Raw genomic sequence first — 20177 nt, 5'->3', positions numbered from 1 at the left:
CTATACAAAAAGAGCCCAGCGAATAGCTGAGCTCTATCTTGTGTCTTTGTTCGCTGACAAAATGGTCGTGTGCTTCAACCTATGGCATTCACTAAATCCAGTGAGCAATCTTATCGAACAGGCGGTTTTTATCTGCCGGTTTGACGATAAAATCTGACATGCCTGATGATTCCATTTTTTCCAATGTCACAGGAGAACTGTCACCCGTGTGAGCAATAATTGGCACTGAAGAGTATGCTTTGTTAGCGCTTCGAATTCGACGAGAAGCTTCAACACCGTCCATGATTGGCATCTCGATATCCATCAGAATTAAATCAATATCATCGCTGTCCAACGCGTCTAAGGCTTGTTGCCCATCTTCTTTCTGCACGACATCAAAACCCTGCTTTTCCAATAACATTGCGGTAAATCGGCGCAGAGATTCGTTATCATCGACCACCATAATCGTGCGCTTATTGGTAACCTCTAACGGTTTTACAGAAACTGATGGCATCACATAGTTGGAGTCGAAAAGTAAGCGTTCGATGGTCGCCTTGGTATTCAGTAACCAAACTTGTGTTTCCACCCAAATAGGTTCAAAAGCAACGTTTCGGACACGTTTAATTGGGTGACGTTCATACAAATAGATGATTCGAGCTTCAGTGAATGAAAGTAAAGATTCAATTCTATCGAGGCAACTTGCTCTTAAATCCAAGCTCTCCATGTCAACGAATATCAAATCGAATTCGAACTGGTATTCCTTCTTTTTAAGCGCTGATGCTACATCCAACACCGTGAGCTCAAACCCCATAAAACGGGCTACCTCAGTCATTTTATTGGTGAGAACTTTCTGGTCACTCACCATTAGCACACTCTTAAGTTTAGTCAGTTCATTCTTGATTTCTTTCACCGAATGGGAAGACAAAGATGGAAAAGTCATCGTGAACTGTGTCCATTGTTCCACTTCAGACTGACATTTAATTTCACCACCAAACGAGCGCATTACCTTCTGACAAAATGGCAAACCTAAGCCGTAATTACCCGATTGGCCAGTAGTATAAAAGTCCTGAAAAATGCGTCGAATCACATCATTTGAGATGCCTGACCCGTTATCGGTAACCATTATTTGATTGGCCACTTCATCACTACACATGGTGACATGAATATGAAAATCTTCAGGGCTGCGATGGTGGAATGCGTTCTTGAACAAGTTATACATCACGTACTTCAACAGAGTGTCGCTACCCAAGAAATCAAAGTTACTCTGTACGTCTAAAGAGATTGCTGATTTATCGGCTGAACGCTTGTAGTTAAAGCTGTCTATCGCACCCTCAATCACCGCTTGAGCTGAATGCTTCTTGAAGGTAGATCGAGATACTCGGTTTTCATCAATTGAAGTCAGTAACAGGTCAATCGTCTCGTTACCTGAGTGAATGATCTCCATCGCTTCATCGCCCACTTCACGTAACTGTATGACTTCTTCGTTGCTTAAAGCATATTGCCCTTTGTGATCACCACTTTTAGGGTTCGGTAATATGGACTGCATAACATCAATAGAGGTCAACAAACCGCTCAGGGGGTTTCGCATCTCGTGCGCGATACCGGCTCCAAAAGATTTCGCCAACGACACCTTATTCTCGTGTTCCATCTGATTGCGGAAGTAGAACAAGTTGCCAAATAAGTAGATAAACAAAAAGATTGGCACATGCGTCCAATCCATTGTGAGTTCTAGGTAGAAGCCTTGTGCAATCCAAGCGCACAAGGTCGCCATCCCAATACCGGCAAAAGTTTGTGCAAACATCACTCTCGTCACGTGCACTAATAAAATATGGAGGAAAATGGCAGACATGAATGACATAACCCAAACATTGGACCAATTATTCATTAGTAACATGTAGAAGAAGAAAAACGGCAAGCAGAGGGTTACGGCGACTTGATAATAAACCGGAAGGTATTTTCGCCATTCAAATGGGACACGATTGCGATAGATAATGCCGAAAAACAACACTGAGCAAAACAAGCGCAGCATTAAATTTTCATAAGGTTGAGGGAACAAGAACTCCCACACTATGTAGTAAATTGGGAAGCCGACAAAGCCCATCCAACCCACGAGAGTAAGGTTTGGTTCTGCGTACTGATAAACTTTACGAATAGCGTTCATACGAAATTCTTTATTCTCTAAGCCCTAACGTTTACTAATTCTATGGTTTGATTTTTATTCTTATATTTTGGCGTCGATTATATTACAAATCACCTCCGATCAGTGAGGTTTCAATCAAATATGTATCAACGCTTTTGTTTTAATTATTGACTTAGATGAATGAAGTCTCAGTTTTATACTTTAATTCAGACACTAAACCTGAGTTCCTAAGGTTTGTCCGCTAGCGCTTACACCAATTACCCCTCTTACTTACCATTATGCCACTGTAACGCGATGCATCTTTCTTGGGGTATCGCCGTAATCAATCACCGCGTAATGCTGCGTTACCCTGTTATCCCAAATAGCCATTGCTCCCTTGTCCCATTTGAAACGAACTTGAAATTCAGGGCGGCGTGCAATTTCGAACAGTTGGTTAAGTAAAACATCACTCTCTTGTCGGTCGAGTTCATTGATATAACGAGTAAATTGTTCATTTATATAGAGCGTCTCTTTACCCGTTTCAGGATGAATTTGAACAACCGGGTGAATCACTGGTGGATTTTCATGTGCGGTTTTAATTAACGACTTATGCCAATCAAGCTCAATCTGATCCGACTCTATGCCTTCAAAAGCCACCAGCGAATGAGTCGCCGATAAGCCCCTCAGTTTTGCTTTCATACTTTCATCTAATGAATCAAATACAACGGTCATAGAGCACCAGATAGTGTCTCCACCGACGCTTGGAATATGTTGAGCATGCAACAAAGAAGCTTTAGATGGCAGGCTACGCCACGTTAAATCGGTATGCCAATAGCTTTCCACCGGGGCATTGCCACGCGTTGTTTCAATCACACTGACCTGAGGTACACTTTCCACGCAAGGAAAGAAAGGATGCGCAGGTTCTAACCTTCCAAAACGTTCTGCAATCATCAAGTGTTGTTCTGGTGAGAGTACTTGATCACCTAGGAAGATGACTTGATGGGTAATCAGCGCCTGATAAACCTCATCGAGTTCATTCGCACTGCATCTGGCAAGATCGACTCCATGGATACGAGCACCGATGTGAGGGGTAATGGGGTCTATTTTCAACATAAATTCGCTTATTGATGATGTGACATTTCAGAGTCAATTTAGATACTGACTATTAAACCGGACAATGGTGAGTTTTCTTTCCACATACTTCTAATACATCAAAAAAAAGAGCCCCTAAGCTGGAGCTCTTTTCGTTTTTTGATACTTCCTGTATCCATAGACAAGTCCAATCTGTAGTACTTTCACCGAAAGCCAGATCATCGATATCTCCAGTTGTGTATCAACTTAAATCTAGCACACAATCTTCAAGCTTTTCTGAGACACAACCGAGAGAATGAACTTAGTGCCACTCCATCTCACCACTTAGCACTTTGGCACCCAGCTCTAGGTCGCCTTCTGTTGCCTTAAATTGTGGGTATGCTTTCTTCATGTAATCACTGATATCAACAGACGTTGGATTGCTTGTACTTACCAGTGCGTTTTCAATATCTGCCACGTAATCCATCGTAAATTGAACGCCGTTAGTACCCGTTGGCATTTCACCTAAATAGTGACCCGGAATGACAACCTCTGGCTCAAGTGCTTTCAGGCGCTCTAATGATTGTGACCACTGGCTACGAATCTCTTTTGATGCGGTATCTGCCATCCATACATGTACGCCACTATAAACCGACACACCACCAAACACCGTTTTCTCAGACGGCACCCACAGGTACGCTTGATGCGTGTTAATTTCTCTCACCTCGATGGTTTCACCTTCGAGGTTCAACGTGGTGTCATTAAGAACGGTTGGGACAATTACTTTAGATGGCGCGTTATCTTCTAAGATTGGCCCCCAGTACTCTAGCTTTGCATCTTTAGTACGCTTGATGTGAGTAACGATCGCTTCACTGGCAACGACCTCAACGTTTGGAAATGCCGCAACAATCGGTTCTAAGCCAAAGTAGAAATCTGGGTCGCCGCTGCTGATGTAAACCATCGACAACTCTTTGCCAGTCACTTTGATTTGATCCACCAGCTTTTGCCCATCTGCGACGCTAAATTGCGCATCAAACAAAATCACTTCTTTTTCTCCAGCTACCAACACAGAGCTTGCGGGGAATATCGCGTTTTCACCCGGATTGTAATGAGTGATGTTTAGTTCAGCAGCAGAGACAACACTCGATGCAGCTAGCATGGCTCCTAAACTCATTGATCCTAAAAGCGCGGTTCTTGATACAAGGATTTTAGATAACTTTTTCATAGCTTTATTCCGTTATTAAGAGCTGAACGCCGGCCAACTCATTGAGTGTGCAAACATCTTATTTGATTGGAATTAGATGAAATAGACATCAAATTAACTTTCACTGTTTCGATTTTCGGACATATACTAGTTTTCTCGTAGCGATTAGATTCAAAATCATTTGGGTAATAGAACAATGGATAAACTTGAGGCAATGAACGTCTTTGTCACCATCGTTGAGCGTGGCAGCTTGAGTGCCGCAGCAGAGCACCTTGAGCTCTCTCGAACCAAAGTCACGCGCTATTTGGGGGAACTCGAAAGCTGGATGGACACACGCCTGCTTCATAGAACCACTCGAAGCTTGAGCTTAACCAACGCGGGGAAAGAGACGCTTGAAGTCGCAAGGGAGTTACTTGCCCTCGAAACATCGTTAGCAGGTATCAGAAACCAAAGCCGCGAGCACTTGAAAGGCCAACTGCGTATTACCGCGAGTTATTCGATTGTCGATAGCTTCTTGATGGACGTGATCGGTCGCTTCATCGATAAATGGCCAGAGGTCTCGATTGATATCGTTTCTACCGATCAAACGGTCAATCTTGTTGAGTCACGTATCGATTTAGCGATTCGTATTACCAACGAACTGACGCCCAATATTGTCGCGAAGCAGCTCGGTGAATGTCGGTCTGTGATTTGCGCGTCGCCTCAATACCTAAAAGAGAAAGGGACACCCAAAAATGCGCAAGATTTAACGCACCACAACTGCCTATCATTCAGTTATTTTGGCAAAACCGCGTGGACGTTTAATGGCCCGAATGGACTGGAATCAGTGCCAATCAAAGGGAATATCAGCGCCAACACCTCTGAGGTTTTGCTTTCTGCCACACTCAAAGGCAACGGTATCTGCTTACTGCCCTTTCCTTCAGTCGAAGGCTTAATTGAAAACGGGCTATTGGTTCCTCTACTCTCTGAATGGGAACCTAAAACGTTGGGTGTACACGCGGTTTATGGGACGCGTAAACAAATCACACCGCTGTTAAGAGCCTTTATCGATCATTTATCTAGCGAGATGGAGCAATCAACAAGCTGGTAGACAAGCTCTCTCATTAACGATGCTGATGTGGAATAAGTATTATTAATTTTACTTATGCAAAGCTAAATTCTATCTTGGCTGCATTATCCAACACCATAAACAAACGCGACTATACAGGGAAAAAGACGATGACTGCCATTACCGATTTAGACATTTTGTTAAAGTCCATGTCACCAGAGCTCATTGAAGGTGATTATGTTTTTTGTACTGTAGACGGGGGATTGGCAGATTATGTTCAACTCGACCCAATAGCGACCTTTCGTGAAAAAGAAGGCTTAACACTGGTTCTGAAAGAAGAAGTTGCGACCAAAGCTCAGCTAGACTTCGACGGTGTATTTGGCCTGATAACTTTATCGGTACATTCGAGCCTCGAAGCGGTTGGATTAACGGCTGCTTTTGCGACTAAACTTGGCTCATACGGCATTAGTGCCAATGTGATTGCAGGCTATTATCACGATCATATCTTCGTCCAGAAAGACAAGGCTGAAGCCGCAATGAATGCGCTTAGAGAATTTTCAGAAGCGGATTAGTAAAGAATTCTATTGTTCACAGACACAAAAAAAGCGACGTAATGTACGTCGCTTTGGCTTATTGCTTACCGCGCACTCACTGATCAGGCATCAGTGAGTAAACCAGTTAAGCAAGCTTAAAAGTCGCCACTTTGTCACTTAAGCCAGCGGCTTGACTCTTAAGTTCGTTCGACTCAGTTAAACTGTCCTGAGCACCCACAACTAAGTGGTCAGTGACATCTTTAATGGTCGTAATGTTTTGGGTAATTTCACCCGTCACGTGCGTTTGCTCTTCAGCAGCCGTCGCGATTTGAGTCGCCATGTCGCTGATCAAAGCAACTGCAGTATTGATCTCTTCAAGCGCATGCGAAGCTCGATCGGCATCTTCTACTGAATGTATCGCCAGTTTAGAACTGCTCTCCATCAGCTCAACGGCTTGGGTCGTCGTGCGCTGTAGGATATCAATGGTTGATTTTATCTCTTCCGTTGAAGAGTGGGTACGCTGCGAAAGCACACGTACTTCATCAGCAACCACAGCAAAGCCACGACCTTGTTCACCAGCACGGGCCGCTTCAATCGCCGCATTCAAAGCAAGCAAGTTGGTTTGCTCTGCAATGCCTTGGATTGTAGCTAATACTGTTGAGATCTCTTGAGCGTGCTTGTTAAGTTCGCTGATCACGTTACCCGCTTCGTTCACTTCATTGGCCAAGTTATTAATCGAACCTTTAGTGTCGACTACCAGAGCGTGACCACTGTTAGTGCTTGTCGCTGAGTCTTGTGCCGCTTTTGCTGTTTGCTCGGCATGCGATGCAATCTCTTGAGTTGCACAGGCCATTTCCGTTACAGCCGTTGCCACCATTGTGATTTCTTGCTGTTGATGGTTAAGTTCATCCACAGAACGGTTCGCACGTTGAGTACTTTGCTCTGACTGGCTATTTAGCTGTTCTGACTGCCCACGGATATGGCCAATCAACTGCTGTAAGCTTCCAACAAAGGTATTGAAGTTATGAGCCAACTCGCCCACTTCATCTTGGTTTTCTACATGAATACGTTGAGTTAAATCACCACTACCATTCGCGATTTGCGCCAATGCTTGAGATACGTGGTTCAACGGACGGAATAGAATCGTACACAAAAGGTTAAACAGTATGGTACATACAATAACGACCAGCAGTGTAGCCAAAACTTGACCAATCACTGCATCAAATAACGGTGCAACCAGAGAGTCATGATTAACAACACTCACTGTAATCAGGCTCGTTCCGTCAATAGCACGTGCGTACAGAACATAGTCGCTGCCATTCAGTTCGATAGAAGTGTCTTTACCGCTAGTCAGAGCCTTTTGTACATCGGAGAAATTTAACCCAAGTGAACTGATATTCTTGTTCAGTAACTTAGTGTCAGGGTGCGTGTAAACCGTGCCTTTGTTGGTCGCGATGAACATGTAACCTTCACCTGGAAGAATCACCTGCTCTAGACTGTTTAGGATGTCTGTAATTTCTACATCAGCACCCAACACAACCTGTTGCCCATGCAGTTGCATTGCTGTTCCTAATGAAACAACGTTCGCCCCAGTTGCTGCAGCAACCGTTGGGTTATCCATGAACACCTTACTTGGGTTCGCTACCGCATTGGTGTACCAACCCCATAAACGGGGATCATCATTACCCGGCGGCAGTACTACTCCGTTCGCATTCTTTTGCGAACCATCAGGAAATGCCAAGAAGACATTATCAAAAGAGGCTGAGTCACGAACCTGTTTTAGATGAGTCACCAAGCTGTCTTGCTTGGACTCTTTCGAAAGAGAAGTAAGCGCACGCTCTTTGGATAAGATCCAATCCGATACATATTGATTGTACGAAGCCGATGCGCCCTCTAAGCGCTGTTCAACTTCAATATCCAACCTTTGCAGTGAAGCACGAAAAGAAAGGGCCTCAACCAAAATCCCCCCCAGGATGATGGCCATACTAGCTGATATCGCTAGCTTATTTTTAAGCGAGAGTTTCTTGAACATAGGAAACCTATAATTTGGAAGTAAAAAACCGTGGCGAACAAATTGGTTGCCAAAGCGGTTTGCAAGCGGGATATATTTTACGCTTTAAAATAAATTAAGAAACCAGCTAACCGGTTGAATTATTCAAATGTGTGAGTAAGAGCACGCATCGTAATCCATTGATTTAGAGAATGGTAAACTCTAAATTTTGAATTAATACACGACTAATTGAGGTCGGCTGATGGGTGTCTTTATTTAGGAATAATAACGGCACAGATCGCGCTATGTCGTTAGCTCATTAGGAAGGTATTTAAATGTATTGAACGTCTGAAAAGAAACAGGCCGTGGACTAAATAGTCAAAAGTTGATCAACCAAAGTCCAACGTCAGCAGCAATCGTGTCTCTTCAGATGACGTAACTGGTGAACGGTGAACAAGGCCTCTATTTTCATTGCCACTCCAACGCTCCCCTTTTAATAACGCAACATCACCACTGGCCATTTTCTGTATGTCAGACTCGTCACAGTACAGGCCAGAAACAGAATCAAGCTGTCCGTCACTTCCACGGCCAAGCTTAGAACGGTCGACCGATTCGTTTGGCAGCCATTGAGTCGCAACGCCGTGATAGGTTGTCACTAAGCGGAAAGGAACTTGGTCAAAATGAAAACGAGGACACATCGCTTTATTCAGAACCGCCAAACGGAGCCCTACTTCTTCAAGATCGAACAAACAACAGAACATATACACCAGCTCTGTCATGTTTTCTAATAACGCTTTAGAAGCGGTTCCGTCGGTAGCAAATTCCAATTTATCGTAAGCGTTGTCTGGTGACAGGCTAATAGACTTACTGAAGCTAGGATTCGAGGCGATGAATTCACTAATTGCCATAGTTAAATCTTCATCAAACTGTCGCTGCCATACCGCTATATTAATATCGCTTTGGTAGATATCCGCTAATACCGTTGGCTGCTCAGAAGCGCTAAGTCCTGGATTATGATTCGCCTGATCCTTGATACTCACAACGGAACTAATGTTAAGTGGCTGATTACTATTCATTATCAAAGACTTGGTTAACACGGCATTCATTACGTCATCTCCTTGATGCTTGCTTATCGTTTATCTTTTAATACTGCAAACGTCGTTCACAGTAATGTTGGATTTAAGTTATGTTATAACATAACTTGATTTACACAAGTAACTTTGCCGATCATGGTTCCAATAATATGGCGATGCTCAACCTTCGTCAGGTAATTTGATCAATGCTGAACTAAGCTTCTATCTATCTTTTTCTAATTTATCTTTAGTTCAAATAAAGACTCCAAACATGCACGACTCGAGAACGTTAAACTTGTGAATTCATCAATGTGGTGACAACTTATGAAAAAACTAATCTCTACACTCGGCCTCCTATGCATCGTTATCTCCGCTCAATCTCTAGCGGAAACGGGCTACACGTTAGACCCCAATTTATCGAATATTACGTTCGCAACTATCAAGAAGCAGTTTGTTGTTGAGCCCGCATCCATCAAGCCTTTATCTGGTGGTCTTACCGAAGAGGGTCAATTTGCCATATTGTTGGATGTGAAAAGTGTGAGTACTGGCGTCGCTATTCGCGATCAGAGGCTCAATGAGCTCTACTTTGAATCGATGACTTTCCCTGAAGCAAAAATCTCTGGAAAAGTTGAACCGTCAATGTTGTCTGGTGACCCCAAAAGAACAACCATTGCAGCGGAGGTTACCTTGCACGGCGTAACAAAAACGATTGATTTTCCCGTTTTAATCGTTCCTTCAGAAGCGTTAGTGATGGTCAGTTCAGCCTCGACAATCATCGTCAATGGCGCTGATTTTGGAATATCGACAGACAACTTGAACAAGCTATCAGCTACCGTTGGTGGGTTAGCGATTTCCGACAAAATCCCTTTAAGCTTCAATCTGCTCTTCGATAAATAATGGGTTCACACCTACCCAGTTAGATCTTTCTGAATTCACATTCATCTATCGTTTAAGGTGGGTGAATGTGAGTTAGAGCCGGCAAGTCAGTACACAGATCTAGATAAACAAATCACTCATGTTCAATTAAGTCGGTCGGTCGTCCAACTTTAGTCTAACAATTGATCACTCAAATCTGCGGTGATTGAAACAATCGCTTATTGCTTTATCCTCGGCAGAACAACACATCCACCTAAGTGTTTAAACACACTCGCTATTTACCTATCTCAAACCGGTTTTAGATGAGCAAATCATATGACTAACCGCCTAGTGATATTGATGGCGAATGATGTCAGTATGCAAAACTAAACAAAGATCTTGTCCTAGTGCTAGAACATCTAGCTGAACCTAAAAAGAGCCCTTTTCATGCTGAATAAACACATCGTTAATCGAGACAGCTTGGCTGGAATGGGGGCGACTCTAATAGGCAACGGGATCGGTAGGTTTGCCTATATAGCATTAATGCCGGCTCTCATTCAAAGTGGTTGGTTTAGCGAAAGTGATGCATCTTACCTTGGTGTCGCGACCCTTCTTGGATACATATTGGGTGCACCTGCTGCCAACATACTGCTGCGTTACTTTAGTGCTGGGCAGTTAATTCGATTCGCTATGTTGATAAGCAGTTTTAGTTACTTAGGCTGTGCGCTACAAGAAGCGCCCTTAACATGGTTCTATGTTTGGCGAACTTTGGCTGGAATTGCGGGTGCCTTATTAATGGTTGTCGCCCCACCAGTGATTGTCCGAAAGTTTAATCCCGATGTGAAGGCGCGTGTCAGCGGTATCATATTTTCAGGCATTGGACTTGGTGCGATGTTATCAGGCACATTAATCCCAGCACTGATCTATTTTAGTGTGGTGTCGGCTTGGGTTGGCATGGGAGTCATCGCATTAGTCACAACGATACTGACTTGGAATGCATGGCAAACCCAACCTAACACGTCTAAAGCGCCTTATATAAAATCCTCCTTCTCTCAGCTCTCAAAGCCAAAATTAATCAGCGTTGCGCTTATTCTAGTGGCTTATACCTTCGATGCTATCGGCTACTTACCCCATACCTTATTTTGGGTAGATTACATCGTGCGAGAACTGGGTATGTCGTTCAGCAGCGGTGGTTTGTTCTGGGCAACCTTTGGTATTGGCGCCGCTATTGGACCATTGATTACCGGTGTCTTGGGAGACAAGTTAGGGCTTAAAAAATCCCTCTGCATTGCATTTAGCCTCAAGGCTTTAGGCGTCGCATTACCGCTTGTTAGTACACATCCTATCGCGCTGTTAATTTCTTCATTACTGGTTGGTATTTTCACGCCGGGAACGGTAACACTTGTGTCGACTTACACGTTGGAGATTGTAGGCTATGAACTGCATACCAAAGCGTGGGCAGGAATGACACTCTCTTTTGCTGTATCACAAGGTGTGGTTGGGCTTTTGATGGCGTACTACTTAAATCATATGGCTTCATACGACGTGTTGTTCACCGTTAGTACTGCTGCTTTGATGCTGTCTGCGGTGTGTACCTTAATGACTGTCACTCACTCTAAGCCTGAACATTGACCTAGACCTAAGCTAACTTCCTCAGTTCATCTGACGAATGCAATAAAGGATTATCATGCAACTCTACTTAAATGAAACCTCCCCGTTTTCACGTGTAGTCGCAGCAACTGCGCTTCTAACACGCTGCTCTCCTTTGTCTTTTGTTTGGGTTGATCCATGGAGCTCCCCGGCCAACCTAAAAAGCGTCAATCCGTTTTGTTTAATTCCAGCACTCAAACTTGAAGACGAAACAGCACTGACGGAAAGCTTGTGCATTTGCCAATACCTAATTGAAACGTACCAACCTCAAACGCTACGTCAGGTAACGTTAAGTCATGCCAATGAAATGCAAACGTTAGGAACAGCAAAGACGTTAATGGAGATCGCGTTTAGAACCGCGGCATTGATTCGCTATGCAGACAGTGACAATGCGCTTATCCATAGAGGGCAAGAAGGTATCGTTGCCGCCCTAGAGCAACTTGACCAAGAGATAAAAGAACAAGGGCTAGAATCCCTTTTGAGCGACAACTTGGCCACCTTGTATCTCCATGTCGCTTTAGATTACGTCCAGTTTCGACATACTGAATTGTTTGATGAAGTGGACAGCCGCAACATCATCGATTTTTTACGCCTTTCTCCGTTCGCAGACGTACTGACACTTATAAGCATTGAGAGTTTGGCAAACAAGCCTGATTATGAAACGTTGCTTGATTCGTTAAGTCGAGATACCTAAGAGCATCCAGAACTAGAATGCGTAAAGTCTTGAATTCAACGTGAGACAGGCTCAGAGATGTCGTTGATGTCACATGTCGTTACACAGCATGACGTGTTAAGGCTTTACATCTTGGGCGAGGTAAACAACAATCCCTGAGAATAAATCCATAACATAATGTATTTAGAAATTATGAGTAACACAGAAAACAAAAAATCGAACCCTCTTTTCGAAATCGTTTTTAACGTATTTCTTCCGTCATTCATCTTAATGAAGTTCAGTGGAGAGGAGCACCTAGGAACCGGTCCAGCACTGCTTGTCGCCCTTGCTTTCCCTATCGCTTACGGTGGTATGGAGCTAATCCGCAACAAGAAGTTTAACTTCATCGCTGCGCTTGGCTTCGTCAGCGTACTATTAACGGGTGGCATTGGTTTCTTCGAACTAGATACTCGTTGGTTAGCACTAAAAGAAGCATTAATACCTGGCCTAATTGGTTTAGCGGTCCTTGGCTCGACCTTCACTCGCTACCCGTTTATCCAAAAAGTTATCTTTACGCCAGCTCTGTTAAACATCTCTCTTATTGAAGAGCGTTTAAGACAGTTCGGTAACCAAGCAAGGTTTGATCGTTGTCTAATGACATCGAACTACATGTTCGCAAGTACCTTCGCTTTCTCTTCTGCGATGAACTATTTCCTAGCAACTTGGATTGTGACAAGCCCTGCTGGTACTGCAGCCTTTAATGAAGAACTTGGTAAACTGACACTTTACAGCTACCCAGCCATAGCTATCCCTAGCATGCTGATGATGTTAGGCATTTTCTATTACATTTGGCGCCAAGTTCGCGCTATGACGTCACTAGAAACAGAGAAAATCTTTATTACTAAGTAGATCTTACCTAACTAACTTAGTGTCTCGTCCTAAAATAGAAACACACACCAAAAGCTCAGCACATTCGCTGGGCTTTTTTGTTTCTGTTTTCTCATTTATCCGACAAGTGATATGCTGAATTATGATCAGCTTTCTCAAAAAATGAGAGATTACTTTCACCTTTCTCATACTAGCTTGATAGCTAGCATTTAAATTACCAATAGCTAAAGAACTGCATTCGGTTATACTGAAAGATGATTTAACGCTCAATCTTGTTGATTACTTTACAAAACCCTGCCTAGGTGTTAACACTATTTCAGCCCTTATTGCTAAGATAGAACAAGCTTGGCCTTAAAGTTAAGCGCCAGTCGTACTCAATAAGGAATATAGAATATGAACAAATCTCAGTTGGTTGAACACATCGCAACTTCAGCAGACATCTCAAAAGATCAAGCAGGTTCAGCGTTAAACGCACTTGTTGAAGGTATCTCTAATACATTGGCTAAGGGTGATGATGTTGCCATCCTTGGTTTCGGTAGTTTCAAAGTTAATTCTCGTGCTGCTCGCACTGGTCGTAACCCACGAACCGGAGAAGAGATTCAAATCTCAGCATCAAAAACGCCTGCGTTTAAAGCAGGTAAAGCACTAAAAGAGTCATGTAACGCTTAGAGTAAATACGATCTCAAAGCAGAATCCAAGGAAGATTACTATGTCTATAACCAAAGAAAAAGTTAAAGCTAGCCGCAGTAAAAAAGCAGGCAAGTCAACCAAAGCACAAGCCGAAACGCCCAAAACTCGTCAACGCATTGAAGAGCTTATGGAAGAGCGTGAACTGGCAAAACTGTTAGAGTTATAGTTTGTTATTCTTCTAATGCCACTGCAGCCTTGTAGTGGCATTTTTGATTTAAGAAACAGCGCTTCACTAATACAAGTGCTTATACCGATTAACCCTTTCAAGCGACCTCTTTCTGCAATTCAGTCACTCCATTAATACGTTGATGCAATCTGGTATCGATAGTCAACGAGATTAAAAAGCTCAGCAATGCAATAATAGCTCCTGTAACAAACACCCATTGATAGCCAGACATCCACACCACTCCCAATAAGAATGGCAGAAATACTGCCGCGATATGATTGATAGTAAACGAAAGACTCGCCGTGGACGCCACTTCGTTTGACCGGACGGTTTTCTTAAAATAAGTAGTCAACGCTATCGCAAAAAACGACCGTAACTGCGCGGTGATATGCTTCCTGCCATGTTTAATTCCTCAAAAGTATCTTTACTCCGAAAAATCAGTCATATGAAACTCAGCTTCGGAATTAGGAAGCATACTACTCGCCAGTCAATTGTTACACGATCGTTTTGTAAATGTTACTTTTTGCATTTATCAATCCGCGTTAAGCGTAAAATCCGCCCAAAATTTGAACGTTAAGTAACTGACTTAATTACATTGTCATACATACCCATACATACCCAAATCGCATTTTTCACTATCATCATTTTCATTGTTAGTTATGAGAGTCAGGGAAATGTTTGCAACACTAATGTGTTGGTGCGGCGTTTCTTTTTTGAGGTGATTATGAATGTCGTTCGCATGGGAATAGAAGCCAATACCCATAAAAATAAGGGTAAGTACAAGGCGATAATTAAGTTTACTATTCGAGCCCTGTTTTACTATTCAGCCACTAGAAAAATGAGTGAAAGTTTCAACTCTGAAGAGAGAAAGCTGTTATTTATCAAACAGCCTAACTTCTTATCCAAATTTGTAACTCCCTACTTATGTACTGGCTTTAGCAATAAAGAAAAGATAGAAATCTTATCCAAGCACTACGACTGGTTTGAAGAAACCTTCGCAACAGAAGCTAGACACCAAATCTATAATGAAAGACTCAATCTTTTAAAACTAGAGATATATGACAACGTTTATCTGGTTAATCTCAGCTTTGAACGAAACGCGAGAAAAGAAGGTGAACTGACAATTTCATTGACCAATTCTCTACTCGAAAAAATGTATAGCATCTCGTTTACTGTTTTCGACAACAGCATCTACATCGGTGGTATTCAGGGTGGAGCCAATGACAATGGATTTAGCCGTACATTCACAAAAGCTTTCTACGGTTTAAGACCTAAATCCTTCATGGTAGAAACACTACGACTGTTAGCCATTAGCTTAGGTATCGAAAATATCTATGCGGTAAAAGAATCTGGCCATGTGTCGAACTCATTACGCTACGGCAAGAAAAACAAAGACATCAGCCTTAAGTACGATAGTTTATGGGAAGAGCACGATGGACAGGTACACGATGACCATTTTTATCGTCTACCAACCAACCCCAACAAAAAAGATCTTGAAGCCCTAAAACGTCAAAAGCGTAAGTTGTATCGCGAGCGCTATGCCTGGTTAGATCTTTATGAACAAGATCTGAAGAACGTAATCAGTCAGCACATCCATGATCCTATTCATTATGCTCATGACAGTTAATTTGGCTAACCTGTACTCGACTCGCTAACGCGTATTACCTTTACTAGCGTGCTTTAGTCTAATCACAACCCTTGGACCAAACGCTCAATCCCGAGGTGATAGCTTCAAAATTAATATTAGACAATGCTAATTTACATCTTTATAGTATCTAGGTATTTCGAAAACTACTCAATCGCCGGCGACCAGCCAGTACTGATCATTAAGAAGATACAAGCTCTATGCTCGGCAATTTGTATAGTTAAACTTAGAGACAGTAATAGGTAAACGTATGACTAAAATTGTAATCATCGGTGGCGTAGCTGGAGGTGCTTCAGCTGCTGCACGCGCTCGTCGTCTTAGTGAAGAAGCCGAAATCATAATGTTTGAACGAGGACCATTCGTCTCTTTTGCCAACTGTGGATTGCCATACCACATAGGTGGCGATATCGAGGATAGAAGCAAGCTTCTGTTACAAACACCTGAAAGCTTCTTAGCTCGCTTCAACGTTGACGCACGAGTGATGAACGAAGTTACCTCTATTGATCGCACCAATAAAACCGTTACAGTCAAAAATCTTGTTGATGGTAATCACTACAGCGAGAGTTACGACTTCTTATTACTCAGCCCTGGAGCCGGTGCCGTCGTTCCTCCCATCTCAGGAATCGATAACCCCCTCACCCATTCACTACGCAATATTCCAGATATGGACCGCATCATCGAAACAATCCAAATGAATAAACCTGAGCACGCGACAGTTGTTGGCGGTGGCTTTATCGGCTTGGAAATGATGGAAGCGTTTCATCAGCTTGGGATCAAGACTTCGTTGATTGAGATGGCTGACCAAGTAATGACGCCTGTAGACCGGGAAATGGCCGGCTTTGCCCATGCGGAGATTCGTGACAAAGGCATCGACCTAAAACTCGGCGTCGCGCTTGAGTCTGTGAAATATATACCTAACGAACACATCGCCAGTTTTGATTCAGGCGAGAGCGAGAAGCACCAACACATAGAGGGTGAATTAGAATTAACACTTAATAATGGCGAGTCATTAACTACTGATATCTTAATCATGGCTATCGGTGTGCGTCCTGAGACTAAGTTAGCAAAAGAAGCAGGACTTCAAATTGGCGAACTAGGTGGTATCTACACCAATGAAATGATGCAGACTAGCGATCCTAGCATCTACGCTGTGGGTGATGTGGTCGAAGAAAAAGACTTTGTCACAGGTGCACAAACTCTAGTTCCGCTTGCTGGCCCTGCTAACCGTCAAGGTCGTATGGCTGCCGACAACATGCTCGGACGCAATGAAATCTATCAAGGTACACAGGGCACAGCTATCTGTAAGATTTTTGACCTAGCCGTTGCCTCAACAGGGAAAAACGAAAAACAGTTGAAGCGTGAAGGCGTCGACTATGAAAAAGTCTATGTGCATACCGCAAGCCACGCTAGCTACTATCCTGGCGCTGAGATTGTCTCATTCAAGATGTTATTCGCCCCTAAGACAGGGAAAATACTAGGTGCGCAAGCCGTCGGTAAAGATGGCGTTGATAAACGCATTGATGTTATGGCAGTAGCTCAACGTGCAGGTATGACCGTTGATCAGCTTCAACACCTTGAATTAACCTATGCACCACCTTACGGGAGTGCCAAGGACGTGATTAACCAAGCCGCATTTGTTGCCAACAATATTATTAAAGGTGACGCGACACCTATTCATTTCGATGAGATTGCAACATTAAGCGACAACCAACTCCTACTCGATGTTCGTAACCCTGGCGAACTAGAAAATGGTGGCTTTATTGAAGGCGCAATCAACATTCCTGTCGACCAACTGCGTGATCGAATGAGTGAGCTCCCAGCAGACAAAGAGATTGTAATCTACTGCCAAGTCGGGTTACGTGGTAACGTGGCTTATCGCCAACTCGTCAACAACGGCTTTAAAGCACGCAACTTAATCGGTGGTTATAGAACGCTCATGTATGCAAAAGCTTAAGGATTAATACTTAGTCGCCGGTAATGGTGCGCGGACACTTACGGGCTAGTTGCTAGTTGCTGAGAGAAAGTCGCTCATAAATAGATGCGAGTAGTTAATAGTAAACATTGAAAAACCGAGCTTGGCATTTAAGTAAGTGCCAAGCTCTTTTATTATTCGTAGGAGTCAATAAAAGCTTGCAGTGCTCGCTGGTCGACAATTTCCAACCCTTGGTCTCCTTTTCTAATGAAACCTTTGTCTAATAGGTCTTTAACCGCTCTTCTATACACTCTGCTCGATGTGCCAAAACGTTCCGCTTCTTGATTCACTTTATCGAAACCGCCTAACACGGTATTTGTCTGGCTTTGAACCAATAAGTCGTAGGCAATGTTGTAGGTAATTGAGTGTAGAAGACGGTTAGTGTAAATGCCCATAGAGTCTTGATAATCTTCCGCTAGTGCTGAGGCAAAAAAGAACATCATCTCCGGATTTTCATGTAGTGCTTCTGCTAGTTTCTGAATGCAAATGACATCAACTTGCATGTGTTCGTCAGCCACTACGTTCCATTGGCAGGGCGTTTGAGTGAAGAACTCCATCTCACCGAAGATATGATAATCACAATTCACCTCACCCAATTGAAAGCGTCGTCCATTAGCCGCAGAAATACTCATAGAGACTCTCCCTGCGGGCACTACATAAAGATACTGAAGTTGCTCACCTTGACGCAGAATTTCATCATTTTGATTGAAGTAACGAGAGTTAACTTGGTGTTGGTAGATGAGATCTCTAAATTCAGAGCTTTTTTGTTCTAAGTAGTTTTTAAAGCGTCCGCTTGAGTATGGTGCAATCTTCATACTTACTCTCTCATTGCATTACTGCTGTTTATATTCAAACGATTGTAACCACTTAAACCACAGGAGAGAACCCAATAAAAAAGCGACGGTCTCCCATCGCTTTCGTCTTGTATTTCTTCAGGCTCTTATTGAGTAATTAATGCTTCCAGTGCCGCTAATGATGCTAGCCGCTCTCCTTGCATCATTGCCTCTGCCTCATCGACATATTGCCCAACGCCCTCCTTTACATCTTGTTCGTACAAGACAACATTGTTCAAGATAGAAGCTACGTTAAGCCCTCTCAAGCGCCCCACGGTAAACAGCGCGGATGTTTCCATGTCTGCACCTAAAATGCCCTTACCATTCCAGTACTGACAAAGCGCCTGTTCGTCATCGGTATAAAAACTGTCGTGTGAGCGTACCGTGCCCAAATAGTAAGGTGTTGTTTGCTGCTGCAAGAACTTGTCTAGCTCTTTAAGCAGAGAGAAGCTTGCATAAGCGGGATACGACGGCTTAACGTAAGCGGTAGAACCACCCTCATCGCGAACCGCACCCTCTGCAATAATTAGCTCACCAAGCCCAATCTGTGACTGCATCGCACCTGCAGACCCTACTCGAACGATATGAGTGACACCACAAAACTTAAGTTCTTCTACGGCAATGATCATTGAAGGTGCGCCAATACCAGTGCTGCAAACTGATATCGCTTTCCCTTGATAAGTTCCAGTGAAGATTCGATACTCTCGATTCTCAGAAACCATCTCTGCATCTTCTAGCAAGCTCGCGATTCGATTCGCTCTATCAGGCTCACCACAAACAATGACTAACGGAGCAATTTGCGTTTCATCAACGCCAATATGAGGTTGCTTTGCCATCTTCACTCCTAAGAAGCCGTTGCTTGAGTTAACGATTTATCACTGTTTCGTTTAGCTGTGCGTGCCCACTCGCGAGTACCGTTTGCCGCAATGAACATTAAGATTGCATATTGAACAGACATTGCGTACACGCCCTGTGTCGCATAAATACCAACACTGATAATGTTAATCACAATCCAAAGTATCCAGTTTTCAACATACTTACGTGTCATAAGAACTTGAGCAACAATAGATAGAATGGTCATCGTTGCATCCCAGAATGGGAACGCATCAGGTTCAAGTACTGGTTCCGTTAAATCAGCACCAAATAGATTCAGGCTATCAACCGCGATGTTCGCCAACGCAAAGAAGAATGGGTCGATATACATTGTGAGCAGTGCAATCGAAACCGCACACGCTGCAGCTGTTGCCACCAGCTTATTTTGACTCAACCAGCGAACTTCTAACGTTTCACCTTGCTCATTAGGGCGTGTCCATGCGTACCAACCGTAAATATTGGCGCAGAAGAAAAAGAGTTGAAGAAGTAACAATCCGTATAACTGAATTTGGAAAAAGATAACCGCAAATAAGGTGACATTCAGCAATCCGAACAGGTAGTTAATGGTTTTTTCTTGGCTTGCAAACCAAATACACAACAGGCCAAATACAGTGCCAAAAGCTTCAATCCAGCTCATGGCATAGCCATCCCCTATTGGGATGTTGACTAAGGTATTATTGATATCAAGTAGGGCGAATAGGTCCATAAAAGTGTCCTTTATTATTTGTTTTTTAGTAGCACTTATCTTATTGCGCCTTCAGAAACAAATAGGAGGACATTTGTCCCCCCTAGATTGCATGCGATCATAAATCAGAATAATAATTGGCGAAATTGAAATTCATCGTAATAAGTTCAACTGTTCCTCACACATTCAATCCTTTGCGTATATCTCCATTAATGAAAAGAACCACTTCCAAAAACGAAACTTTAGCTTAC

The 20177-nt window shown here is 43.1% G+C and carries 18 protein-coding genes; 10 read left to right on the top strand and 8 right to left on the bottom strand.

The annotated features are described in order from the left end of the window. Nucleotides 1-91 precede the first annotated feature (91 nt). The 3 genes from AC3CHU_RS06945 to AC3CHU_RS06935 form a co-directional block, all read right to left on the bottom strand. Complete coding sequence (locus AC3CHU_RS06945) at nucleotides 92-2140, bottom strand: ATP-binding response regulator (RefSeq protein ID WP_488525321.1); 2049 nt, start codon at nucleotides 2138-2140, stop codon at nucleotides 92-94. A 255-nt stretch (nucleotides 2141-2395) separates the two neighbouring features. Next, nucleotides 2396-3211 (bottom strand): TauD/TfdA dioxygenase family protein, encoded by an 816-nt coding sequence (locus tag AC3CHU_RS06940; RefSeq protein WP_488525320.1) that lies wholly within the window; start codon nucleotides 3209-3211, stop codon nucleotides 2396-2398. A 280-nt stretch (nucleotides 3212-3491) separates the two neighbouring features. Beyond that, a complete protein-coding gene (locus tag AC3CHU_RS06935) occupies nucleotides 3492-4394 on the bottom strand; it encodes a Vmh family MBL fold metallo-hydrolase (protein ID WP_488525319.1) in 903 nt (300 codons plus the stop codon). 175 nt (nucleotides 4395-4569) lie between these two features. Here AC3CHU_RS06935 and AC3CHU_RS06930 point away from each other — a divergent pair, with 175 nt between their 5' ends. Then, complete coding sequence (locus AC3CHU_RS06930; protein WP_488525318.1) at nucleotides 4570-5463, top strand: LysR family transcriptional regulator; 894 nt, start codon at nucleotides 4570-4572, stop codon at nucleotides 5461-5463. Nucleotides 5464-5591: 128 nt separating this feature from the next. Continuing rightward, nucleotides 5592-5993, top strand: a complete 402-nt coding sequence (locus AC3CHU_RS06925; protein WP_488525317.1) for an ACT domain-containing protein — start codon at nucleotides 5592-5594, stop codon at nucleotides 5991-5993. A gap of 106 nt (nucleotides 5994-6099) precedes the next feature. Here the strand turns inward: AC3CHU_RS06925 and AC3CHU_RS06920 are convergent, their stop codons facing one another. Further along, nucleotides 6100-7986, bottom strand: a complete 1887-nt coding sequence (locus AC3CHU_RS06920; RefSeq protein ID WP_428783476.1) for a methyl-accepting chemotaxis protein — start codon at nucleotides 7984-7986, stop codon at nucleotides 6100-6102. Nucleotides 7987-8333: 347 nt separating this feature from the next. Beyond that, the gene (locus AC3CHU_RS06915; RefSeq protein WP_488525316.1) at nucleotides 8334-9050 is read right to left on the bottom strand and encodes a DUF1826 domain-containing protein; all 717 of its coding nucleotides are present in this window, start codon (nucleotides 9048-9050) and stop codon (nucleotides 8334-8336) included. A gap of 291 nt (nucleotides 9051-9341) precedes the next feature. Between AC3CHU_RS06915 and AC3CHU_RS06910 the strand changes: the two genes are divergently transcribed. The 8 genes from AC3CHU_RS06910 (at nucleotide 9342) to AC3CHU_RS06875 (ending at nucleotide 17517) form a co-directional block, all read left to right on the top strand. Further along, complete coding sequence (locus AC3CHU_RS06910; RefSeq protein WP_146454729.1) at nucleotides 9342-9914, top strand: YceI family protein; 573 nt, start codon at nucleotides 9342-9344, stop codon at nucleotides 9912-9914. A 405-nt stretch (nucleotides 9915-10319) separates the two neighbouring features. Further along, a complete protein-coding gene (locus AC3CHU_RS06905; protein WP_488525315.1) occupies nucleotides 10320-11504 on the top strand; it encodes a YbfB/YjiJ family MFS transporter in 1185 nt (394 codons plus the stop codon). A 55-nt stretch (nucleotides 11505-11559) separates the two neighbouring features. After that, nucleotides 11560-12216 (top strand): glutathione S-transferase family protein, encoded by a 657-nt coding sequence (locus AC3CHU_RS06900; RefSeq protein ID WP_488525314.1) that lies wholly within the window; start codon nucleotides 11560-11562, stop codon nucleotides 12214-12216. A gap of 171 nt (nucleotides 12217-12387) precedes the next feature. Then, nucleotides 12388-13083: a VC0807 family protein gene (locus AC3CHU_RS06895; RefSeq protein WP_488525313.1), complete on the top strand. Its 696-nt coding sequence runs from the start codon at nucleotides 12388-12390 to the stop codon at nucleotides 13081-13083. A 372-nt stretch (nucleotides 13084-13455) separates the two neighbouring features. Then, complete coding sequence (locus tag AC3CHU_RS06890) at nucleotides 13456-13731, top strand: HU family DNA-binding protein (protein WP_004734824.1); 276 nt, start codon at nucleotides 13456-13458, stop codon at nucleotides 13729-13731. Nucleotides 13732-13771: 40 nt separating this feature from the next. Continuing rightward, entirely contained in the window at nucleotides 13772-13918 is a 147-nt protein-coding gene (locus AC3CHU_RS06885) for a hypothetical protein (RefSeq protein ID WP_004734823.1), read from the top strand. 724 nt (nucleotides 13919-14642) lie between these two features. Then, a complete protein-coding gene (locus AC3CHU_RS06880) occupies nucleotides 14643-15545 on the top strand; it encodes a VirK/YbjX family protein (RefSeq protein WP_488525312.1) in 903 nt (300 codons plus the stop codon). Nucleotides 15546-15813: 268 nt separating this feature from the next. Beyond that, on the top strand, nucleotides 15814-17517 hold the full coding sequence (locus AC3CHU_RS06875) for an FAD-dependent oxidoreductase (RefSeq protein WP_371722122.1): 1704 nt from the start codon (nucleotides 15814-15816) through the stop codon (nucleotides 17515-17517). Between the two features lie 152 nt (nucleotides 17518-17669). On the opposite strand, the gene AC3CHU_RS06870 is transcribed toward AC3CHU_RS06875, so the two are convergent. The 3 genes from AC3CHU_RS06870 to pnuC form a co-directional block, all read right to left on the bottom strand. Then, the gene (locus AC3CHU_RS06870; RefSeq protein ID WP_488525311.1) at nucleotides 17670-18350 is read right to left on the bottom strand and encodes a Crp/Fnr family transcriptional regulator; all 681 of its coding nucleotides are present in this window, start codon (nucleotides 18348-18350) and stop codon (nucleotides 17670-17672) included. A 125-nt stretch (nucleotides 18351-18475) separates the two neighbouring features. Beyond that, complete coding sequence (locus AC3CHU_RS06865; protein ID WP_146454737.1) at nucleotides 18476-19204, bottom strand: nucleoside phosphorylase; 729 nt, start codon at nucleotides 19202-19204, stop codon at nucleotides 18476-18478. A gap of 8 nt (nucleotides 19205-19212) precedes the next feature. After that, nucleotides 19213-19947, bottom strand: a complete 735-nt coding sequence (gene pnuC, locus AC3CHU_RS06860) for a nicotinamide riboside transporter PnuC (RefSeq protein WP_054546503.1) — start codon at nucleotides 19945-19947, stop codon at nucleotides 19213-19215. Nucleotides 19948-20177: the final 230 nt, after the last annotated feature.

Source organism: Vibrio sp. QJM3NY_39, assembly GCF_057785895.1.
This window is presented reverse-complemented; position numbering and strand designations above follow the sequence as displayed.

Excerpts from the sequence above, each read along its gene's own strand:
- AC3CHU_RS06945 (WP_488525321.1), bottom strand. The coding sequence starts at position 2,140 with ATGAACGCTATTCGTAAAGTTTATCAGTACGCAGAACCAAACCTTACT.
- AC3CHU_RS06940 (WP_488525320.1), bottom strand. The coding sequence starts at position 3,211 with ATGTTGAAAATAGACCCCATTACCCCTCACATCGGTGCTCGTATCCAT.
- AC3CHU_RS06935 (WP_488525319.1), bottom strand. The coding sequence starts at position 4,394 with ATGAAAAAGTTATCTAAAATCCTTGTATCAAGAACCGCGCTTTTAGGA.
- AC3CHU_RS06930 (WP_488525318.1), top strand. The coding sequence starts at position 4,570 with ATGGATAAACTTGAGGCAATGAACGTCTTTGTCACCATCGTTGAGCGT.
- AC3CHU_RS06925 (WP_488525317.1), top strand. The coding sequence starts at position 5,592 with ATGACTGCCATTACCGATTTAGACATTTTGTTAAAGTCCATGTCACCA.
- AC3CHU_RS06920 (WP_428783476.1), bottom strand. The coding sequence starts at position 7,986 with ATGTTCAAGAAACTCTCGCTTAAAAATAAGCTAGCGATATCAGCTAGT.
- AC3CHU_RS06915 (WP_488525316.1), bottom strand. The coding sequence starts at position 9,050 with ATGAATGCCGTGTTAACCAAGTCTTTGATAATGAATAGTAATCAGCCA.
- AC3CHU_RS06910 (WP_146454729.1), top strand. The coding sequence starts at position 9,342 with ATGAAAAAACTAATCTCTACACTCGGCCTCCTATGCATCGTTATCTCC.
- AC3CHU_RS06905 (WP_488525315.1), top strand. The coding sequence starts at position 10,320 with ATGCTGAATAAACACATCGTTAATCGAGACAGCTTGGCTGGAATGGGG.
- AC3CHU_RS06900 (WP_488525314.1), top strand. The coding sequence starts at position 11,560 with ATGCAACTCTACTTAAATGAAACCTCCCCGTTTTCACGTGTAGTCGCA.
- AC3CHU_RS06895 (WP_488525313.1), top strand. The coding sequence starts at position 12,388 with ATGAGTAACACAGAAAACAAAAAATCGAACCCTCTTTTCGAAATCGTT.
- AC3CHU_RS06890 (WP_004734824.1), top strand. The coding sequence starts at position 13,456 with ATGAACAAATCTCAGTTGGTTGAACACATCGCAACTTCAGCAGACATC.
- AC3CHU_RS06885 (WP_004734823.1), top strand. The coding sequence starts at position 13,772 with ATGTCTATAACCAAAGAAAAAGTTAAAGCTAGCCGCAGTAAAAAAGCA.
- AC3CHU_RS06880 (WP_488525312.1), top strand. The coding sequence starts at position 14,643 with ATGAATGTCGTTCGCATGGGAATAGAAGCCAATACCCATAAAAATAAG.
- AC3CHU_RS06875 (WP_371722122.1), top strand. The coding sequence starts at position 15,814 with ATGACTAAAATTGTAATCATCGGTGGCGTAGCTGGAGGTGCTTCAGCT.
- AC3CHU_RS06870 (WP_488525311.1), bottom strand. The coding sequence starts at position 18,350 with ATGAAGATTGCACCATACTCAAGCGGACGCTTTAAAAACTACTTAGAA.
- AC3CHU_RS06865 (WP_146454737.1), bottom strand. The coding sequence starts at position 19,204 with ATGGCAAAGCAACCTCATATTGGCGTTGATGAAACGCAAATTGCTCCG.
- pnuC (WP_054546503.1), bottom strand. The coding sequence starts at position 19,947 with ATGGACCTATTCGCCCTACTTGATATCAATAATACCTTAGTCAACATC.